We start from the raw sequence: 19,217 nt of genomic DNA on the forward strand, positions 1-19,217 counted from the left end.
GCTGGTGGTCTGCCGAGGCGGAGTTTGCGCGTTCAGCCTCTCCGGCGTCAGCTGCGATACCAACTCGCCAGATTCCAGGTCGTGACGTCCCATCCCGACATGTCGACCATGAGGTTGTTGACCCCTGCGTTGACGATGTTGCGGGATAGAAGCGGCAGGAACACGTTGGCCTCGCAAAACGTTTCGTCGACCTTGATCAGCAGCGCGGCCCGCCTGACCGGATCAAGCTCGTTCTGCGCAGACTTGTAGGCCTTGTCGGCCTCGGGATCGGACCAGCGCGAGACGTTGCGGCCGAGCCATTTGTTTTCCTTGTTGGAGATCTCCCAGGAGACGCACTGGTTCAGGAAGCGCTCCGGGTCGGGCTGCGGCTGCGTGGTGTTGTACATCTCCATGTCGGCATAGAACTTAGAGTAGGTGTCGGGGTTGCCGACGTCGGACGAGAAGAACACCGATGCCGTGACCGCCTTGATTTCGATCTCGATCCCGGCCTTCTGGCAGGCCTGCTTGATGATGGCCTGCGTCTTCTGACGCGGCGCATTGGTCGAGGTCTGGAAGACGAATTTGAGCTTCTTGCCGTCTTTCTCGCGGATGCCGTCCGCGGCCTTGGCCCAGCCGGCCTCGTCGAGGATCTTGTTCGCCTTGTCGACGTCGAACTCGTATTTCAGCTTCGGCGACTTGAACTGTTTGGGCGCGTTGACGAAGCTCGCGGTGGCGACGCCGCCGCGCCCGTAAATGAATTTCTGAATCGACTCGCGGTCGATCAGCAGATTGATCGCGCGGCGAACGGCGGGATCGGACAGCGTCGGGTGCTTGGTCTTGGGGCTTGAGCGCTCGCCGTCCACCTCGGTCCAGGGGTCCGTCGTGTTGAGGATGATGAATTCGACGTTGCCTGATGGCGTGACGTCGAGCTTGCCCTTGCCGCTGGCCTCCATGCGTTTGAGGACCTCCTCCTCCACCTGCATGTTCCAGGCATAGTCGTATTCGCCGGTCTGCAGCACGGCGCGAGCCGCGGACACCGCATCGCCACCGCCCTTGATCTCGAGCGTGTCGAAATGCGGCTGGTTCTTGACGTGATAGTCGGGATTGCGTTCGGCCCGGATCAGGTCACCCGGCTTGAACTCGACGAATTTGTAGGGACCAGTGCCGACCGGCTTCAGATTGCCGGGCGCTTCGCGCGACTTCGCGCCGACATAGTCGCCGAAATGATGTTTCGGCAGGATCGGACCGACCGAGCCGACGAAGGGATCGGCCCAGAACGGCGTCGGCGCCTTGAACAGCACCTTGACGGTGTGGTCGTCGATCTTCTCGACCGTGATGTCTTTGTAAGACCCCGTAGTGTACGCCGCCGTGGCGAGATCCGAGGCGTATTGCCAGGTGAACACGACGTCGTCGGCGGTGAAGGGCTTGCCGTCATGCCATCTCACGCCCTGCTTCAGTTTCCAGGTCACGCTCAGGCCGTCCGGCGAAAGGCCGCCGTTCTGCTTGGACGGAGCCTCGGCCGCGAGGCAGGGGACGAGGTTGCCGTCCTTGTCCCAGCCGGCGAGGGGCTCGAAGAAGACGCGCGAGGCGATCTGGTCCTTGGTCCCGAGCGCGAAATGCGGATTGAGCAGTGTAGGGGCCTGCCAGAGCAGGATTTTGAGTGGGCCGCCGCCGCCGGCCTTGGTCGGCTTGTAGGGCAGGGTGGCGTCCGCCATCGCCACGTCGTTCCAGACCAGGATCTGGCTCGCGACAGGCGCCGCGATCCCGATCGCAGCCATCGTCTGCATGAACGAGCGTCGCGACAGGGTGCCCTGCTGCACCTCAGTGATGGACTTGCGGATTTCGTTCTCGTTCATCGGATGATCCCCCACTTCAAGGACAAGTCGTCACCGGCCAAGGCCCATCATGTTTGATCATGGGCGAGGCGGCAATGCCACCAAGGTCAGAAAACCCTGCGGCGAAATGACGAATGTGCGGGGAGAGGTCTGACGCCCGGATGGAGCCGAGCGCAACCAGGATAAGTCCAGCCGCGCTGGCGGCGCCCCGGATTGCGCATCGCTCCATCGGGCTACGGGCAACGATCCGTGGGTTTTGTCGTGACGCGTCTCACGCTTGCGCAGATGCATTCGTTCCCCGCATGCCGTCGAACGGAGAAGCGTCGTCCGCGTCAATCGGTCAATATGGATTTACATTTCATTGATTTCGCGCCGCGGAGAAGCGAATACGGTTCCAATCATTGCCGAGTCATGGAGACCAAGATGTCGTTCTGTTCCACCCTGATCCTTGCGACCGTGCTCGCCGTCTGGTCGGCCGCCGCTTCAGGCGAGACCATCAAGATCGGCGTGACGCCGGGGCCGCACGCCCAGATCTTCGAGGCGGTGAAGCCGATCGCCGCCAAGCAGGGTCTCGACATCCAGCTCATCGAATTCTCCGACTACGTCGTGCCGAACGCAGCGCTCGATGCCGGTGAGATCCAGGCCAATTCGTTCCAGAACCAACCATATTTGGACAATCAGAAGGCGGACCGTGGCTACAAGATCGAAGCCGTCGGCCTGACCGTGAATTTCCCGATCGGCGTCTATTCCAAGAAGCACAAGGCCTTCGCCGATATCCCCGAGGGCGGCAAGGTCTCGATCCCGAACGATCCGACCAATGGCGGCCGCGTGTTGCTGCTGCTGCGCGACCAGGGCGCGATCAAGCTGAAGGACGGCACGGGTTTCAAGCCGACGGTGCTCGATATCACCGAGAATCCCAAGAAGCTGAAGTTCATCGAGGTCGACGCGGCGCAGGCGCCGCGCGCGCTCGACGACGTCGACGCCGCCGCGATCAACACCAATTATGCAACCCAGGCTGGCCTCGATCCCGTCAAGGATCCGATCCTGCGCGAGGACCCGAAGGGTCCCTACGTCAATCTCATCGCCGTTCGCACGGTCGACAAGGACAAGCCCTGGGTCAAGATCCTGGTGGACAGCTATCACACGGCGGAGGTCAAGGAGTTCATCCTGACCAAGTTCAAGGGCGCGGTTCTGCCGAGCTGGTAGGCAGTCTGCCCAGCCAAAGTTCAGCTCAGGGCGATCCCGGCGGGCGGGCTTGCGTACTAGCCCTGCGCAATGCCCGCTTGTCTGGAGCTGCGGCAACCGACATCATCGGGACCTATCCTCGTCCGACAGGGGTCGTATGAAACGCTTAGCAAACCTGAAACGCCTGGGGTTTTTCACACGGCTTCTCGACGAGGCCCCGCCGGCCGACCGATATCGCTTCGCGGCCGAGCAGATCGTGCGCGCCGAGACGGCGGGCCTCGATTCCGCGTGGATCGCGCAGCACCATTTCCACGAGCGCGAGGGCGGCCTGCCGTCCCCCTTCACCTTCCTCGGTTATGTCGCAGCCCAGACCTCGCGCATCAGGCTCGGCACCGGCATCGTCACCTTGCCGCTGGAGAACGCGGTGCGGGTGGCGGAGGATGCCGCGGTGCTCGATCTGCTCTGCAACGGTCGCTTCGAGCTCGGTGTCGGCACCGGCGGCAATCCCTCGGCCTTTGCCGCCTTCGGCCTCGACAGCGCCCAGCGCAACGAGATCTTTGCGCGCAATCTGGACGTCGTCCGCACCGCGTTGGTCGGCAAGCCGCTCGAAGGTGGTGACACGCTCTATCCGCAGCGGCCGCAATTGGACGACAGGATCTGGCAGGCGACGTTCTCTGTCGCGGGCGGCGCGCGTGCCGGCAAGGCAGGCGATGGCCTGTTGCTGTCGCGCACCCAGCCTCGAACCAAGGAGGCGCCGAAGGCAACGCTCGCCGAGATTCAGAATCCGGTGATCGATGCCTATCTCGAGGCGCTGCCGCCGGGACGGGAGCCCCGCATCATGGCCTCGCGCACCGTCTTCGTTGCCGACGACCGGACTGAGGCGATGCGTCTTTCCGATATCGGCCTGCGACGCGCGCTCCCGCAATTCCTCAAGGGCGGCCACGCCAAGCCAGGCGAAACGCTCGAGGAGATGATCGTGGCGTTCGACACCCATGTCGGCGCGGCCGACGACGTCATCGCTTCGCTCCGCGCCGACGCCACGCTGGAGCGGGTGACCGATCTCGTCTTCCAGGCGCATTCGGTCGATGCCCCGCATCCCCACATTCTGCGCTCGATCGAGCTGGTCGCGGAGAAGGTCGCGCCGGCGCTGGGCTGGGCGCGGACGGCGCCCGACGTGGCGCTGGCGGGATAGTCGGAATGAACGGAATCGCGTTGCACGAGGCTGCAAGAGGCTGAATGATGGCTACGAAAGATATCATCGACACGCTCGCCGGGATCGAACCGGGTTCGGCTCTGGACGGCATTCGGGCCAAGCGCATCCAGGCGCGCGACAATGCGCAGAAGAGCTATCTCTCGCTGTTGGAGCCGATCGACGCCGGCGATGTCTCGCTGGTGGAGCGCGCCGCGGTCGCGCTCTTCGTGATCGGCCTTCACCGCGAGCCCACGATGGCCGGCTTCTATCGGGCGAAGTTAGCTGCGACCGCCGATGGCGCGCGCCTGGTCGAAGCTGTCGATGTCGAAATCGCGCGGGGCGAGACCTCGGGCCCCTACGGTGCCTTTCCAGCCGGCCCCCTGTCTGTCGAAAACAAGGCCGGCCTGATCTATCGCGTCGGCGCGGAGCGCAAGCCCGATCTCGGAGACCGGCTCGCCGCAGCGTTCGAGCATGCGCATCTGCTGGTGTTCCGCCCGCGCGATGCGGCTGCAGCCGACATGAAGGCGCTGCTCGCCGCCGGCTGGTCGAACACCGGCATCGTCACGTTTTCCCAGCTCGTTGCGTTCCTATCGTTCCAGGTGCGCGTCGTCACGGGACTGCGCGTGCTCGGTGCCTCGCTCGGGCGCACCACGAACGCCGCGGCCGGCGCGTAAGGAGGCTGCATCATGAGCGCTGCAAACAATGCCAATCCGCCCGTCGTCTTCACCCAGGACGAACTGGGCTGGGTGTCCTGGATCGACCCGCTGCTCGAAGCCGAGCTGACCGAGCGGCATTTCGCGGGCCTCGTCGATCGCTCCCGTTCCAAGTCCGAGTATTTCCGCCTGCTGGTGCGCGACCCCGAGGTGCTGGAAGCCCGCACCAAGACGGACAAGGACATCTTCTACAACGTCGCCGACGGCCTGCCGCGCGCCGAGCGCGAGCTCGCGGCGGCTGCGACCTCGCGCTACAACGGCTGCATCTACTGCGCCTCCGTGCATGCGCGTTTCGCCAGCACTTATTCCAAGCGCCGCGACGATGTGCAGCGCCTGCTCGACGAGGGCGTCGGCGCCGATCTCGGCGAGCGCTGGAATGCGGTCGTCAAGGCCTCGGTGGCGTTGGCTGCGACGCCGATCGCGTTCAGCGCCGACAATATCGATGAGCTGCGCCGCGCCGGTCTCGACGATGCCGAGATCGTCGACGTCATCAACGGCGCGTCGTTCTTCAACTGGGCGAACCGGCTGATGCTGTCGCTTGGCGAGCCCTCGAAATAGCCAATCTCACCGGCATGAAAATTGCTAGTTGTTTCAACGCCTGACAGGATGGAGCCGTCCATGAGCAACATCGATCGTCGTACCCTGGTCAAGGGCTCGCTTGCCGCCATGATGGCGGGGGCAGCCTTCTCGCGCGCCGCGCTTGCGCAATCGTCCGAACCGATTTTGCTGGGCGTCAGTGGTCCGTTGACCGGGCCGAACGCACAATATGGCACGCAGTGGAAGCAGGGCTTTGATCTCGCGCTCGACGAGATCCAGGCCGCGGGCGGCATCAACGGTCGCAAGCTCGCCTATAGTTTCGAGGACAGCCAGAGCGACCCGCGCCAGTCGGTGGCGATCGCCCAGAAGTTCGTCTCCGATCCCAGGATTGTCATGGAGCTCGGCGACTTCTCCAGCCCCGCCTCGATGGCGGCCTCGCCGATCTATCAGCGCGGCGGGCTGGTGCAGTTCGGATTCACAAATTCGCATCCGGATTTCACCAAGGGCGGCGACTTCATGTGGAGCACCTCGGTCAGCCAGGCTGACGAGCAGCCGCTGCTGGCGGCCTATGCCGTCAAGCGCCTCGGCCTGAAGAAGCTCGCCGTGCTGCACCTCAACACCGATTGGGGCCGTACCAGCCGCGACTATTTCGTTAAGGCCGCGAAGGAGCACGGCGCCGAAATCGCCGTCACCGAAGGCTACATCGCGGAGGAGCGCGACTTCCGCTCCACGCTGGTGCGTGTCCGCGACGCCAATCCCGACGGGCTGATCCTGATCTCCTATTATTCCGACGGTGCGCTGATCGCGCGCCAGGCGCGCCAGGTCGGGCTGAAGCAGGTGATCTGCGCCGCGAGCTCGGTCTACTCGCCGAAATTCCTGGAGCTCGGCGGCGAGGCCGTCGAGGACGTCCATGTCGGCACGCGCTACTTCCCGGAAGACCCGCGCCCCGAGGTGCAGACGTTCATCGCCGGCTTCAAGAAGAAATACAACGGGGTGGAGCCCGACGCGTTCAATGCCTACGCCTATGACGCGATGAACATGGCCGCCGCCGTGGTGAGGATCGGCGGCGCCGACCGTCGCGCCATTCGCGACGCCTTCACGAAAGTAAAGGACGTCTCGAGCGTGATCTTCGGCAAGGCGACGTTCGACGTCGAGAGTCGGCGCGTCAAGGGCGCCATGAACGCCGAGCTCGTCGTGCGCAAGGGCCAGTTCGCGCTCTGGGACGGCAAGCCGACCTGAGGGGATTTTCTGCGTGTCTTCCTGGCTCGACTACACGATCAACGGGCTGATCGTCGGTAACGTCTACGCCCTCGTTGCGGTCGGGCTCGCGCTGATCTTCGGCGTCAGCCGGCTGATCAACTTTGCGCAAGGGTCGATCTACCTCGTCGGCGCCTATATCGGCTGGGTCGCGGTCGTGCAGCTGCATACGCCACTGCCGCTCACCATCATCCTGGTCGCGGTGGCGGCGGCGCTGGTCGGCTTGATCATCGAGCGGTTCGGCCTGCGCCCGCTGCAGAACTCGGTGCGCATCGCACCGCTGCTGGCGACCATCGGCATCAGCTTCGTGCTCGATCAGCTCGTGATGCTGACTTTTTCGCCCAATCCGCGCGCATTGCCGAGCCAGTTGCCGGATGTCCGCTTCCAGATCGGCGGCGGCACGATCGGCCCGCTCGATCTGCTCATCGCCGGTGTCGGCCTCACCAGCGCGTTGCTGCTGTTCGTGTTCCTGCGCTACAGCAAGCTCGGCTGGGCCGTGCGTGCCACCGCGCAGGACCGCGACGCCGCGATGCAGATGGGCGTCGACGTCAACCGCGTCAATCAGGCCGTGTTCGGCATTGCGGCTGCGCTCGGCGGCGTCTCCGGCCTGCTGGTCGGCATGTACTACAACCAGATCGACACCGCGATGAGCCTGCAGGCGACGCTCAAGGGCGTCGTCGCCGAAGTCGTCGGCGGCGCCGGCAATGTGCCGGGCGCGGTGATCGGCAGCCTGCTGCTCGGACTCGTCGAGAGCTACGGCGTTGCCGTGTTTGGCACCAGCTACCGCAACCTGTTCGCGTTCCTGCTGCTAGTCGTGGTGCTCGTGCTGCGCCCGAACGGTCTGTTCGCCAGCGCGCGGCAGGCGCCGCCCGAGCCGCTCACCGGCACTTTCATCGCGCCGAGCCGCCCGGTCTGGATTCCGCGCTGGGCTCTGCTGATCGCTGCCGTCGTCTTCGCGATCCTGCCGCTGTTGCCCGTGTCGTTCTACGTGCTCCAGACCCTGATCAACGCTTGGCTGCTCGGCATGCTCGCGCTGAGCCTCACCCTGGTTGCAGGCACGATTGGTCAGGTCTCGCTGGGACACGCCGCGCTGCTCGCGATCGGCGCCTACACCTCCGCGCTGCTGTCGCTCACGTTCGCTGTCCCGGTCGGCCTTGCCATCATCGGCGGCGGCCTGATGAGTGCGGCGCTGGGCACGGCGCTGATCTCGCCGTCGTTCCGGCTGCGCGGACATTATGTGTCGATCGCGACGCTCGCGATCGGCGAGATCGTCTCGCTGGTGATCCTGAACTGGGAGAGCGTCACGCGCGGGCCGATCGGCATCTCCGGCATCCCGCCGCTGTCGCTGTTTGGCTATGAGCTGGTCAGCCCGATTTCGATCTACTGGTTCAGCTTCATCGTGATGATCGTGCTGGCGTTGCTGCAGGGACGCCTGCTCGGCTCGCATCTCGGCCGCAGCTTTCGCGCCATCCGCGACGACGACATCGCCGCGCGGGCCTATGGCCTCAGCCTGAATCGCTACAAATCGCTGGCCTTCATCTTCGGCGGCTTTGCCGCGGGGGTCAGCGGCGGCATCGCCGCGCATCTCTATTCCTATATCAACCACGAGACCTTCAACACGCAGCAATCCATCCTGGCGCTGACCGTCGTCATCCTCGGCGGTCTCGGCAATGTCGTCGGGGCGATTCTCGGGGCGGTCGCGCTGGTCGGCCTGCCGGAAGTGTTCCGCATCGCGGCGGAGTATCGCATCCTGATCTACGGCATCGTGCTGCTGCTGCTGGTGCGGTTCAGGCCGCAGGGCCTTTTGGGGACGGTGTGATGATGGACGCACACACGGCGATGCTGTCCCTGCGCGGGCTCACGCGGCGCTTCGGCGGCCTCACCGCCGTCGACGCCATCGATCTCGATCTCGCCAAAGGCGAGCTGATCAGCATCATCGGCCCGAACGGGGCGGGCAAGACAACGCTGTTCAATCTCGTGACCGGGCTTGACCTTCCGGACGCCGGGACGGTTCGCTTCGAAGGTCAGGACATCACAGGTTTCTCGCCGGAACGCCTGGCGGCCGGAGGCATCGCGCGGACGTTCCAGCTCGGCCGCGTCTTCGGCAATCTCAGCGTGATGGACAACGTCCTGATCGGTGCGCATACGCGCTTGCGCGCGGTGAAACCGGCAGTGCCGGTGATCGGCCCGCTGCTGGAATTGGGTCTGGCGCTGCTGCGCCCCGCTAGCGTCAAGGCGGAGGAAGAGCGGCTGCGCGAGGAGGTGAAGGTCATTCTCGCGCGCTTCGGCGAGCGGTTGCTGCCGCGTATCGATCAGCCGGCCTACAGCCTCTCTTACGCCAACCGCCGCCGCGTCGAGATCGCGCGCGCGCTCGCCTTGAAGCCGCGCCTGCTGCTGCTGGACGAGCCGACCGCCGGCATGAATCCGACCGAGACCACGGAGATGCAGGGGCTCGTCGCCGAGCTGAAAGCCGAAGGGCTGACGATCTTGCTGATCGAGCACAAGCTCGAAATGGTGATGCGCCTCTCCGATCGCGTCATCGTCATGGACGAGGGCAAGAAAATCGCGGAAGGCCCGGGCGAAGCGGTGCGCGGTGATCCCAAGGTGATCGAGGCCTATCTCGGCCACGGCCTGACGACGAAGCAGGAGAGCGCGGCATGACGAACCCGCCTCCCGATGCGCTGCTCGCGATCACCGACGTCAATACCTTCTATGGTCAGGCCCAGGTGCATTTCGACCTGTCGATATCAGTTCCGCGCGGCCACATCGTCTGCCTGCTCGGCGGCAATGCCAGCGGCAAATCGACCACGATGAAGATCATTCTAGGCCTCGTGAAGCCGCGCTCGGGCGACGTGACGTTCGACGGCACTTCGCTACTGGGACTTACCACGCCGCAGATCGTCCGCCGCAGCATCGCCTCGGTGCCGGAGGCACGGCGGCTGTTCGCCGACATGAGCGTCCGCGAGAACATTTTGATGGGCGCCTTCGTGCGCGACGACCGCGAGGCGATCGCGCAGGATCTCGACAAGATGCTCACGCTGTTCCCGAAGCTCGGCCAACGGCTGTCGCAGCGCGCCGGCTCGCTCTCCGGCGGCGAGCAGCAGATGGTCGCGATGGCGCGCGCGCTGATGAGCCGTCCCAGGATGATCGTGATGGACGAGCCGACCATGGGCCTGTCGCCGCTTTACGTCGACCGCGTGCTGGAACTGATCCGTACCATCAACCAGGAGGGCGTCTCGGTCTTCATGGTCGAGCAGAACGCCAGCCTCGCGCTCGAGATCGCGCACGAGGCCTATGTGCTCCAGACCGGCAAGATCGTTCTCTCCGGCTCCGCCCGCGCGCTGAAGGACGATCCCCGCATCCGCGATGCCTATCTCGGCGGCTCCGAGGCGGCGTAGCGCCATCTCGGCCTGCATGGTTCGAGACGCCCGCCCTTGGCGGGCGCCTCACCGTGAGGGTCTGGCGATCTCGCGGCGAAGCGAGACCTCATCCTAAAGGAGCCCGCGCAGCGGGCGTCCCGAAGGACGCCGCAAGCACTGCTGCAGAACCGTGCCGCCCCTCCGGGATTGCACTGGTCAGTATGACCACCTTATGAAAAGATCATACCGCTCGTGCGATGGGTCGTGCAGCGGACGGAATGATTGGCGTGACGAAATTATCTTTGCGGGCGGTCGACCCCGGAATGATGCTGCTGTTCGGCGGGTTGATCGCGGCCAACATCGGGGCGTGGGCTTGGGCGTTCGCGGCGTTCGGTGACCGGCCGACGGTGATGGCGACCGCGCTGCTTGCCTGGGTGTTCGGCCTGCGCCACGCCGTCGATGCCGACCACATCGCGGCCATCGACAACGTCGTGCGCAAGCTGATGCAGGCCGGCGATGCGCCGCGCAGCGTTGGTCTCTATTTCGCGCTTGGTCATTCCACCGTGGTTGTGGTCGCGACCATGCTGCTCGCGCTGGGCTTGGTGAGCCTTGGCGGCGACAGCCTGCTCAAGGACGTCGGCGGCTTCATCGGCACGTCGGTGTCGGCGCTGTTCCTGCTGGTGATCGCGGCCATCAACCTGGTCATCTTCGCCGGCCTGTGGCGGACGTTCCGGATCGCGCGCGCGCAAGGCATCCACGACGCCGCGCAGCTTGATGCGCTGCTCGCCAGCCGCGGATTGCTGGCGCGGCTGCTCGGCCCGATGTTCCGCCTGGTGACCAAGCCGGCGCATATGTACCCGCTCGGCTTCCTGTTCGGCCTCGGCTTCGACACCGCCACCGAGATCGGCCTGCTCAGCATCTCCGCCAGCGAATACGCGCTTGGTGCATCGCTGGCCGACGTCATGGTCTTTCCCGCGCTGTTCGCATCAGGCATGGCGCTGGTCGATACCGCCGATTCCGCGCTGATGGTCAGCGCTTATCGTTGGGCCTTCGTCGATCCCTTACGGAAGCTCTGGTACAACCTCACGATCACCGGTGCCTCGGTCGCGGTGGCGCTGTTCATCGGCGGCATTGAGGCGCTTGGCCTGATCGGGGATCGGCTCGGCCTGTCTGGCGGTGTGTGGACGCTGGTCGACGGCCTCAACGATTCACTCGCGAACGTCGGCTTCGCCGTGGTCGCGCTATTCGCGATTGCATGGCTGGTTTCGGTCATGCTCTATCGCAGGCTATTCGCGCTCGAGCGGCGGCGCACGCCCGATGTGCTGGTGGGCGTCGATGCTACCGAGACAGCGTGAGTCAATCGTGGGCTCAAGCCGAAGCTGCGCTCTCCGCCGGCAGGTCGTCGGCATTGGGATCGCCCGGCGCGGTGGCCCACGCCAATTCCACCAGCGTCACGAACCTGCGGCCGGCGCCGTCGAGCTGGCAGACGATCAGGCCCTGCTCTTCCATGTAGCCGAGCAGGCGCTGAGCCCGGCGCAGCGAATGCGAGCCGTAGGCGCGGGCGATCGCGGCGTCGCCGGGGCAGGGCCAGCCTTCTTTCGCCGCGCGCGCGATCATCATGAACACGCCTTGCATGTCGTCGGGCAGGATCGAGGCGCGCAGCGACACGTCCTGCCAAGCGTCGTCCTCGGCATGCTCGGCGCCGAGCCCGGCGCGTGCGCGTGTCAGCATGCGGCGGAATTCGGTGAGGTCGGGCACCGCCGAGCCGAGGCCCTCGATGCGGCAGCGGACCACGAACTCCTGGTACAGCACGCCCACCGCGCGGAAACCGGCATCGGGCGCGGCGAGCACGGCACGAAGGGTCCGATCCACGCGTTCGCGCCGTTCAGCGAGCTCTTCGGCACTAATCGGGACCTCGATTATTTCGGGGCCGATCTCCGGTGCGGCAGCCTTCGCGGCGCGGAGCTGCTCGAGCAGATCGGGCGCGGGCCGGCGCTGCGGCCGGCTGGCATCGGGCGGCGGCGCGGCCAGGATCACGGCGCGCATATTTTCGAGTGCGGCTTCGGGCATCGGCATCAGCCGCGGCGTGGAATTGCGCGGCTGGGTTTCGGTCGCGCCGATGTTCAAACGCAGCGGCCGGCGTGACAGCGCGGGGCCGAGCGCCATGAATTGTCCGCGTTCGAGATCGCGAAACGATTCGGCCTGCCGCCGCTCCATGCCGAGCAGGTCGGCGGCGCGCGCCATGTCGATGTCGAGGAAGGTGCGGCCCATCAGGAAGTTGGACGCTTCCGCCGCGACGTTCTTGGCGAGCTTCGCCAGCCGCTGGGTCGCGATGATCCCGGCAAGCCCGCGCTTGCGGCCGCGGCACATCAGATTGGTCATGGCGCCGAGCGAAAGCTTTCGCGCTTCGTCAGAGACTTCGCCCGCGACCGCAGGCGCAAACAGCTGCGCCTCGTCGACCACCACCAGCATCGGATACCAGTGGTCGCGGTCCACGTCGAACAGTCCGCCGAGGAAGGCTGCGGCGCGGCGCATCTGGTTCTCGGCATCGAGCCCTTCGAGGTTGAGCACGGTGGAGACGCGATGCAGCCGCGCGCGCTCGCCGGCAACCTGAAGGCCGCGTTCGGTGTGATCCTCGGCCTCGATCACGAGATGGCCGAAATGCTCCGCCAGGGAGACGAAATCGCCTTCGGGATCGATGATCGCCTGCTGCACCCAGGGTGCGCTCTGCTCCAGCAGCCGCCGCAGCAAATGCGATTTGCCGGAGCCCGAATTGCCCTGCACCAGGAGGCGGGTCGCCAGCAGTTCCTCGAGGTCCATGGCCGCCGCGGCGCCCGCCGTGGTCTGCCCCATCTCGATCGCAACCGTCATGCCCGACTCAAGTCCCATCATTCGCGGACAGGGGCTTATCAATCCGGCCACGGCGCGTCGAGCGCCATGGCGAGAATCATGCGTTGTTGCCCACGGCGGAGTTCAGGCGTGATTCGATTGCCGTAGAAGTGCGGGCCGATAGGGGGCTTGCGGATCGTCGTCCTGGGGTTATCGCTTGCGCGAGTTCCCCGCTGATGTACGAAACCGGCATTGCGCCGTGCGCTCGGCATGCGCCCAGTCAATGATGGATGCGCGAAGTCCGGCAAAGGGGATCGTGGCCCGTTACAGCGCGCCCGATCCGCCCTGCACGATCTTCTCGTTGAGCTTCAGGTCCACAGTCTCGACGGTGCGGTCGATCTCTGCATTGGGCGCGCCGAGCTGATGCGAGATCAGCTTGACCAGCAGGTCGACGCGCTCGATGAAGGGTGCGCCGCCGGCCACCGCGCGCGCGGCCGACGACGGCTTCAGCAGGCTCTCGGCAGCCTTGGCGTATTTCGCGAACGGCACCTGGTCCTGCGGATCGGCGCCGAGACGCCGGGCGATGTCGTCGACATGCTCATAGATGGTCTGCGAGCGCGCGAGATCACTGTGCACGGCGTCGCGGATCGACTGCGGCTCGTGCGGCGTGATGCAGCGGTAGTTGCCGGTCAGCAGCATCGACCATTTCGCCAGCGGCACGAACAGAGAATCGAACACCTTCAGCTTCACCGGCACGTCGTGGCCGTCGAGGGTCACCGCGTCGATGTCGGCTTCGAGCTCGCGCAGCACCTTGTTGTGCTTCTCGTCGGCGAACACGGATGCCTTGAAATTCGTGGGCAGACCGACGTGGAGCACGTTCGCAGCCTCTTCCGGCGGACGGAATGCCTGCGGGTCGGGCGAGCACAGGGTCACCAGCCCCGGCTCGAAGCGCTCCACACCTGCGCATTGGTGTAGGCCTCCTCGAGATCCATGTCTGCGAGCGAGGGGATCCGCTTCAAATAGGGCAGCGGCGGCATGTTCATGATCGAGAGGCACGGCAGCTTCGCCGCGGCGATCCTGACCATGAGAACGCGCACCGTGTGGTTGGTGTATTGCGGCTCCTGCATTGCAAGGCCGACCATGTCGTAACGGGACAGGTCCACATTGGCCGGCGTCACGGCGTCGAGCTTGCCGGGCAGGTCGCGCGAGAAGATGGCGCGGTGAACCGCCTCGTCACGCAACTTGATGCGCACCTCGGTCCCCTCGCGGTTGATCAGCTCCGCGGTCTTGGCGCGGCAGACCAGGGTCACGTTGTGCCCCGCCATCAGCAGCTTCGTGCCCAGCAGGGAGCCGTAGGAAGCCCCGAGAATCAGGATGTTACGCGCCATGTCTCGTCCCTTTGACAATTGGTGATTTTTGGGCCCCGGCCGTCAGCCGCGGGCGAGTTTGGCGGGCATGTAAGGCAAAGTGCGTGGGGATGGCAACTGGGATAATGGATACAAGGCGCGGATCAGCGGGCGGCCCGGCGTGTTGCTTGACGCCGAAAGCAAGACGACGCCAAACCGGCGGCGGTTGTGCAGGGTCGTTGAGTTGCTCAAATAACTGGCTTACCGAAGTAAGAAATGTTGCACATCTCGATCGCCCAGGCTCTCCCAGAACGCGATCATACCTCGTCACGTCTCGCGCGCCGGGTGCGGATGAGCGACTTCGAGGATTTTGTCGCGCCGGTTTTCCTGCGACATTGACTAGCGGAAAGTCCTTTGGCGAAGGCCGTCGGCATCGATCAGGCGGTAACCCGCCGCATTTTTATCGCTGGCGTGATTGGTGGCGCGCCGGATCGGCGTCATGAGGAATCATGATGGAAGCCGACACAGGTGATGCCTTCTCCCTCGTTAAATGAGCTCCAATTTTAGTCGTCCACCGCAACAAAAAACTGCAAACGCGGGACAGCAAAGAATGGCAGAGTGGTGCGGGGCCTAAACTGTGTATCAGCAACGGAGCTGAGACGTGACGATTGAGTTGGAGTCGGCGTGCGACTTGTTTTGCGACCGGTTCGTTCGGACTGTAGTCCGTCCGGTCCAGTGCCCCCGCCCGCGAAGGGAAAACGGAACGATCATCGGGACGGCAGACGCAAGCGCGATCACGCACGCGTGACATCGCATCGAGCAGACATGCAGGGCGTTGCGCTGACAGCGCTGCGCCGAGTCCAAGCAACCGCCGACGCGCCGTTCGGGGACGGACATGGAAGATGATCATTGGCCTCACGGCACGTGCGACGGCGCCGGTCGAAGCCTGGCGTGCTTGCGAAAACGTGCGTCTCATTTTTTTGAAAGCTTGTCCGTCGGGGAACTCGTGCGCGAGGCGCACAGGCATCGGTGGATTTCGGAGTGGTTGAGGATCTCAGGCGAGTACCGGATATTCGCCGAATCGGCACGCGTAACCAGTTCAGCTCAGATCGCGCGGGAAGCGTGGCTGTGCTCGCTGACGGCCCTTGAAGTCGCGAGGAACCTGTCTTGGCCCGGAGATCCCGGGGGTACCGACCTCGTAGACAAGGTCAGACTCTGCCTGAGGGGCTTCGAGGAGGACGCCGGTTCGGCGATCGAGCGTGTGGAGATCGACTGCTCTGATCAAGGCTCGCTTGCGGGCTACTTTCTGCCGGCGTTCCCCGATCGGTCTTTCGCACCCGCAGTTATCTGCGTCAGCGACGAGGACATCACCCTCGGCTCGATGATGAGCAGGCTGTTGCCGGCTTCAGGGCGACGGAACGTGTCACTCCTGTTCGTTGATGCCGGCGATTCATCCGGTTTTAGCCCCTTCAAGCCGGCGCATATTCTTCAATGCTGGCTGGATTACCTGGAAGCTCGTCCGGACGTCGATTCGCAGCAGATCGCGGTCTACGGCGAGGGGGCGGCCGCCAGTCACGCATCCCGTCTTGCCCTCGTGGATCGCAGAATGGCTGCCGCCGTGTGCGACGGCGGCATTGCGACGCCGGTCATGCGCCGGGCATCGCTGCGCTGGATGATCGGCGTCGAGCAGGCGGTCCGTGACGGGCCCTCGACGGGTTCGTTGCTGCCGTTGTGTCGGATACCTTGCCCGCTTCTGATGGTCGTCGGGAGCCGCTCAATGGTTTGGGAGGAGGATGCTCTCGAACTGCAAGCCGGCTATCGGCAGGCCGGAGCCGATTGCGCGACCGTCGTGCCGAACTGCATTCCGCACCCTCTGGGCGAGGTCGAGAATTTCATCGCGGTGGACGATTTCATTTTCGAATGGCTCGACAGCAAACTTGGAATTGCCCGCCAGCTGGATTCCGTGACCTACCTCTAAGGCGCCAAGAGATTGGGAAGGCGAGAAAAGATTGGGAAGGCGAGGAGAGATTGGGGATGAATCGAGGCGCGCGTTCCGCGCCTGACGTCAGGGAGTCAGGAAGCGTCGATGGCCAGCAACCGTGCGGCCAGCCGGGCATTCTTGGCAATCGTTGCGAGCGCGGCATTCAGGTCGGCCAAGGTCTTCTCGTCGAGCTCGTTGAACATGGTCGAGTTCAAGGCGAGCTTTCTCTTCGACAGTTTTTCAATCTCCGTCGTTGCTTTCGCCGTCAGCGACATCAGGACGTAGCGTGCGTCGTCTGCGGCCGGCCGTCGCGACAGGAAGCCGCCCTTTTCGAGACTCTTGGTCTGGTTGGTGACGAAGGCGGGGTGGACGCGCAGCTTGTTCGCGATGTCGATTCCCGCGACACCTCGCCCCTGGTCCAGTTCGGTGATGGCCATCAGGATCAGCCACTGCGGCTCGGTAATGCCCAGCAGTCCGGCCCAGCTGGTGTGGATGTCCTCCAGCTGGGAATGAATTTCGACGACGTTCCAGATGAAGTCCGTAATCGCCCTGTCGAGTTTCTTCTCGATCATGTGGCTCCCTCCCCGTTTATCCCTTGCCTATCCTTAATGGGATATCTTGGAAGCGTCTCGAAAATCGCGCGCCGACCAAAGGGGAGATACCGCGCGGAAGAAATCGTAGGCCCAATTATTACTTGCAAAGAACAATTAATTTCATTATCGATTATCGCACTCTATTTCGCTGCTCTTGACCGACGCGACGGACAGCGATGCGAGACCTCCAAGAAGCCCTCGGGATGCCCCCTGAGGGCTTTTCTGGCTTGTATGCAATGATATTCCGGGGTGATATCGCCGCTGTTGCCCTCAAGCCACATCGCGGCCCGAAGTGTCGATTCATCAAAGCAATAAATTGAGACCATTGTTTTTATAAACTATATGTGAAGCCGCGACGGAGGGGGCACCTCGCTGTCGTTTCAGTCCGAACCTTCGGTGCGGGCCTGAATTGAACGGAAATTGAGAGGGTAAAGCGGCGTCCACCGAGGACCCGAGCCCCCTGAACCGACCTGGAGGTTTACTAATGAAGTTGACGAAGACACTCTTTCTCGGCTCGGCTGCCGGCCTGATGGCCGCCTCCGGGGCGTTCGCTGCCGATCTTCCCGTGAAGGCCAAGGCGGTCGAATACGTGAAGATCTGCTCGCTGTACGGCGCCGGTTTCTACTACATCCCGGGCACCGACACCTGCATCAAGCTCGGTGGTTACCTGCGTGCCGATGCGAACCTCAATACCAATTCGGACTTCAACCCGAACCAGAGCGGTGTTGCCGGTGCACGCAACCGCCTGATGAACTACTACACCTTCCGCGCTCGTGAAGACCTCAACATCGACACCCGCACCGCGACCGAATACGGCGTGGTCCGCACGTTCTTCGACGGCGTCTTTACCTGGACGACCGGCAACTATTCGGGCACCGGTTCGGCAACGGGTGGCACCCAGTACAGCGGTACGCTCGGTCTCAACGCTGCGGGCACAGGCCTCGTCGGTTCGGGTAGCGGCAACGTCAACGGCACCGACGGCAATACCTCGGCCGGTGCGCTCGGCGTATACTACGCCTTCATCCAGTTCGCCGGCTTCACGATGGGTAAGGCCGTGTCGCAGTTCGACGCGCCCTGGACCAACTATCCCGGCAACATCACCGACAACCTCGTCGGCGGCAGCGGCACCGTTACTGGCGTCACCCAGTTCACATACACCGCCGACTTCGGCCAGGGCGTCACGGCATCGTTCTCCGCTGAAGATGCGACGGCCTACTATCAGGCCGGCAACCTCAACATGACCGGCGCGACCGCAGGTGGCATCATCGGCGGTTCGTACGGCACCAACGCCCTCGGCGGCTCGCGTTCGCCGAACCTCGTCGGTCAGGTGCGTGTCGATCAGGCCTGGGGTCTCTTCCAGGCGTCAGTGGCTGCGCATGACAACCATGTCGCCTATTACGGCGCGACCGAAGCCACCGGCCATCCCGACGACAAATGGGGTTGGGCTGTTCAGCTCGCTTTGTCGATCAAGAACATCCCGACCGGCGCGGGTGACACGATCAACATCCAGGGCGTCTACACCGACGGCGCGACCCGCTACAACTTCCAGAACCTGTCGGGCAGCAGCTACTCGCTGTTCGGTAGCTCGGGTGTTGCCTACCAGAGCGTTGGCTTCGCCAATGCTCCTGACACGGTGTACGTGACCGGTAGCTCGCAGGAAACCGTCAAGACCTGGGGCTTCCGTGGCGCTTACACCCACAACTGGGATCCCAACTGGAACTCCTCGCTGTACGGTGCTTACGCTCAGGCCCAGTTCGGCACGCTGGCCAAGACCACCATCTGCGGCGCCGGCGGCGGCGCCGGTGTGTTCGGAGCCCTGGCAGGTGTGACGGGTTGCAACCCGGACTTCGCGATCGGCCAGCTAGGTGTCGTCACCCGGTGGACCCCGGTCAAGAACCTGACCTTCTCGGCGGACGTGTCCTGGACCCATCTCGATCAGAAGTATTCTGGTACGGTTGGCGCCTCCCCGAGCGTCGCGACCGCCAAGCCGACCGCGGCCTACGAGCTGAAGGATCAGGACTCGGTCGCCATGATCCTCCGCGCTCAGCGCAACTGGTAAAATCTATCGAAACACATGAACGAACACCCGGCGGGAAACCGCCGGGTGTTTTTTTGCGCAAGGCAGATGATATAGGGCGGCGAAGCCCCGGTGCCCGGATGGAGCGCAAGCGTGATCCGGGGGCTGCTCGCGCTGCGTCCGGCACCTTCCCGGATCACGCTTCGCTTCATCCGGGCCACGGGACCGCGCCTGTGTCGCCCCCGTGTCAATCCGCTCTCACAAAAATATTCCGCTTTACCGAAATTCGGAAATGGCGTATGTGTCGTCCATCCCGGCTCATCCTTGAGGGGCGATCTTGTGGTCGTCATGTTCGCGAGCCGGGCTTGCGGTGGACGCGGCAGCGTTCGGGTGC

At 64.2% G+C, this 19,217-nt stretch carries 15 protein-coding genes and 1 pseudogene; 11 read left to right on the top strand and 5 right to left on the bottom strand.

Annotated features, from left to right (window positions below):
• Positions 1-47 precede the first annotated feature (47 nt).
• On the bottom strand, positions 48-1,835 hold the full coding sequence (locus IVB50_RS09280; RefSeq protein ID WP_085348497.1) for a peptide ABC transporter substrate-binding protein: 1,788 nt from the start codon (positions 1,833-1,835) through the stop codon (positions 48-50).
• Between the two features lie 390 nt (positions 1,836-2,225).
• Between IVB50_RS09280 and IVB50_RS09285 the strand changes: the two genes are divergently transcribed.
• From IVB50_RS09285 to IVB50_RS09325, 9 genes are all read left to right on the top strand, one after another.
• Positions 2,226-3,020, top strand: coding sequence for a MetQ/NlpA family ABC transporter substrate-binding protein (locus IVB50_RS09285; protein WP_247295672.1), 795 nt, complete (start codon positions 2,226-2,228; stop codon positions 3,018-3,020).
• Positions 3,021-3,156: 136 nt separating this feature from the next.
• Positions 3,157-4,191 carry a putative FMN-dependent luciferase-like monooxygenase gene (locus tag IVB50_RS09290; protein WP_247295674.1) on the top strand — a complete coding sequence of 345 codons (1,035 nt, stop codon included), beginning with the start codon at positions 3,157-3,159 and terminating at the stop codon, positions 4,189-4,191.
• 47 nt (positions 4,192-4,238) lie between these two features.
• Positions 4,239-4,865, top strand: coding sequence for a CMD domain protein (locus tag IVB50_RS09295; RefSeq protein WP_085383552.1), 627 nt, complete (start codon positions 4,239-4,241; stop codon positions 4,863-4,865).
• A 12-nt stretch (positions 4,866-4,877) separates the two neighbouring features.
• Positions 4,878-5,462 carry an alkylhydroperoxidase domain protein gene (locus IVB50_RS09300; RefSeq protein ID WP_085383547.1) on the top strand — a complete coding sequence of 195 codons (585 nt, stop codon included), beginning with the start codon at positions 4,878-4,880 and terminating at the stop codon, positions 5,460-5,462.
• A 60-nt stretch (positions 5,463-5,522) separates the two neighbouring features.
• Positions 5,523-6,680: an ABC transporter substrate-binding protein gene (locus IVB50_RS09305; protein WP_247295676.1), complete on the top strand. Its 1,158-nt coding sequence runs from the start codon at positions 5,523-5,525 to the stop codon at positions 6,678-6,680.
• 13 nt (positions 6,681-6,693) lie between these two features.
• Positions 6,694-8,517 carry an ABC transporter permease gene (locus IVB50_RS09310; protein WP_247295678.1) on the top strand — a complete coding sequence of 608 codons (1,824 nt, stop codon included), beginning with the start codon at positions 6,694-6,696 and terminating at the stop codon, positions 8,515-8,517.
• Positions 8,517-9,359: an ABC transporter ATP-binding protein gene (locus IVB50_RS09315; protein ID WP_018453942.1), complete on the top strand. Its 843-nt coding sequence runs from the start codon at positions 8,517-8,519 to the stop codon at positions 9,357-9,359. The genes IVB50_RS09310 and IVB50_RS09315 overlap by 1 nt, the downstream gene beginning before the upstream one ends.
• Positions 9,356-10,096: an ABC transporter ATP-binding protein gene (locus IVB50_RS09320; protein WP_018453943.1), complete on the top strand. Its 741-nt coding sequence runs from the start codon at positions 9,356-9,358 to the stop codon at positions 10,094-10,096. Before IVB50_RS09315 ends, IVB50_RS09320 begins: the two co-directional genes overlap by 4 nt.
• Before the next feature lie 284 nt (positions 10,097-10,380).
• Complete coding sequence (locus IVB50_RS09325; RefSeq protein ID WP_247295691.1) at positions 10,381-11,412, top strand: HoxN/HupN/NixA family nickel/cobalt transporter; 1,032 nt, start codon at positions 10,381-10,383, stop codon at positions 11,410-11,412.
• 13 nt (positions 11,413-11,425) lie between these two features.
• Here IVB50_RS09325 and IVB50_RS09330 read toward each other — a convergent pair whose 3' ends face one another.
• Positions 11,426-12,928, bottom strand: a complete 1,503-nt coding sequence (locus IVB50_RS09330; RefSeq protein WP_247295680.1) for an ATP-binding protein — start codon at positions 12,926-12,928, stop codon at positions 11,426-11,428.
• A 282-nt stretch (positions 12,929-13,210) separates the two neighbouring features.
• Positions 13,211-14,274: pseudogene (locus IVB50_RS09335) on the bottom strand (2-dehydropantoate 2-reductase N-terminal domain-containing protein).
• 853 nt (positions 14,275-15,127) lie between these two features.
• Here IVB50_RS09335 and IVB50_RS09340 point away from each other — a divergent pair.
• Positions 15,128-16,210, top strand: coding sequence for an alpha/beta hydrolase (locus IVB50_RS09340; RefSeq protein ID WP_247295684.1), 1,083 nt, complete (start codon positions 15,128-15,130; stop codon positions 16,208-16,210).
• 95 nt (positions 16,211-16,305) lie between these two features.
• On the opposite strand, the gene IVB50_RS09345 is transcribed toward IVB50_RS09340, so the two are convergent.
• Positions 16,306-16,785, bottom strand: a complete 480-nt coding sequence (locus IVB50_RS09345) for a MarR family transcriptional regulator (protein WP_018453949.1) — start codon at positions 16,783-16,785, stop codon at positions 16,306-16,308.
• A gap of 505 nt (positions 16,786-17,290) precedes the next feature.
• Here IVB50_RS09345 and IVB50_RS09350 point away from each other — a divergent pair.
• Positions 17,291-18,865 carry a porin gene (locus tag IVB50_RS09350; protein WP_085357572.1) on the top strand — a complete coding sequence of 525 codons (1,575 nt, stop codon included), beginning with the start codon at positions 17,291-17,293 and terminating at the stop codon, positions 18,863-18,865.
• Here the strand turns inward: IVB50_RS09350 and IVB50_RS09355 are convergent.
• The coding region (locus IVB50_RS09355) for a hypothetical protein (RefSeq protein WP_247295687.1) at positions 18,850-19,217 on the bottom strand (368 nt) is incomplete at its 5' end. The genes IVB50_RS09350 and IVB50_RS09355 overlap by 16 nt on opposite strands.

The sequence above is a fragment of the Bradyrhizobium sp. 87 genome, from assembly GCF_023073015.1.
GTDB classification, from domain to species: domain Bacteria; phylum Pseudomonadota; class Alphaproteobacteria; order Rhizobiales; family Xanthobacteraceae; genus Bradyrhizobium; species Bradyrhizobium canariense_D.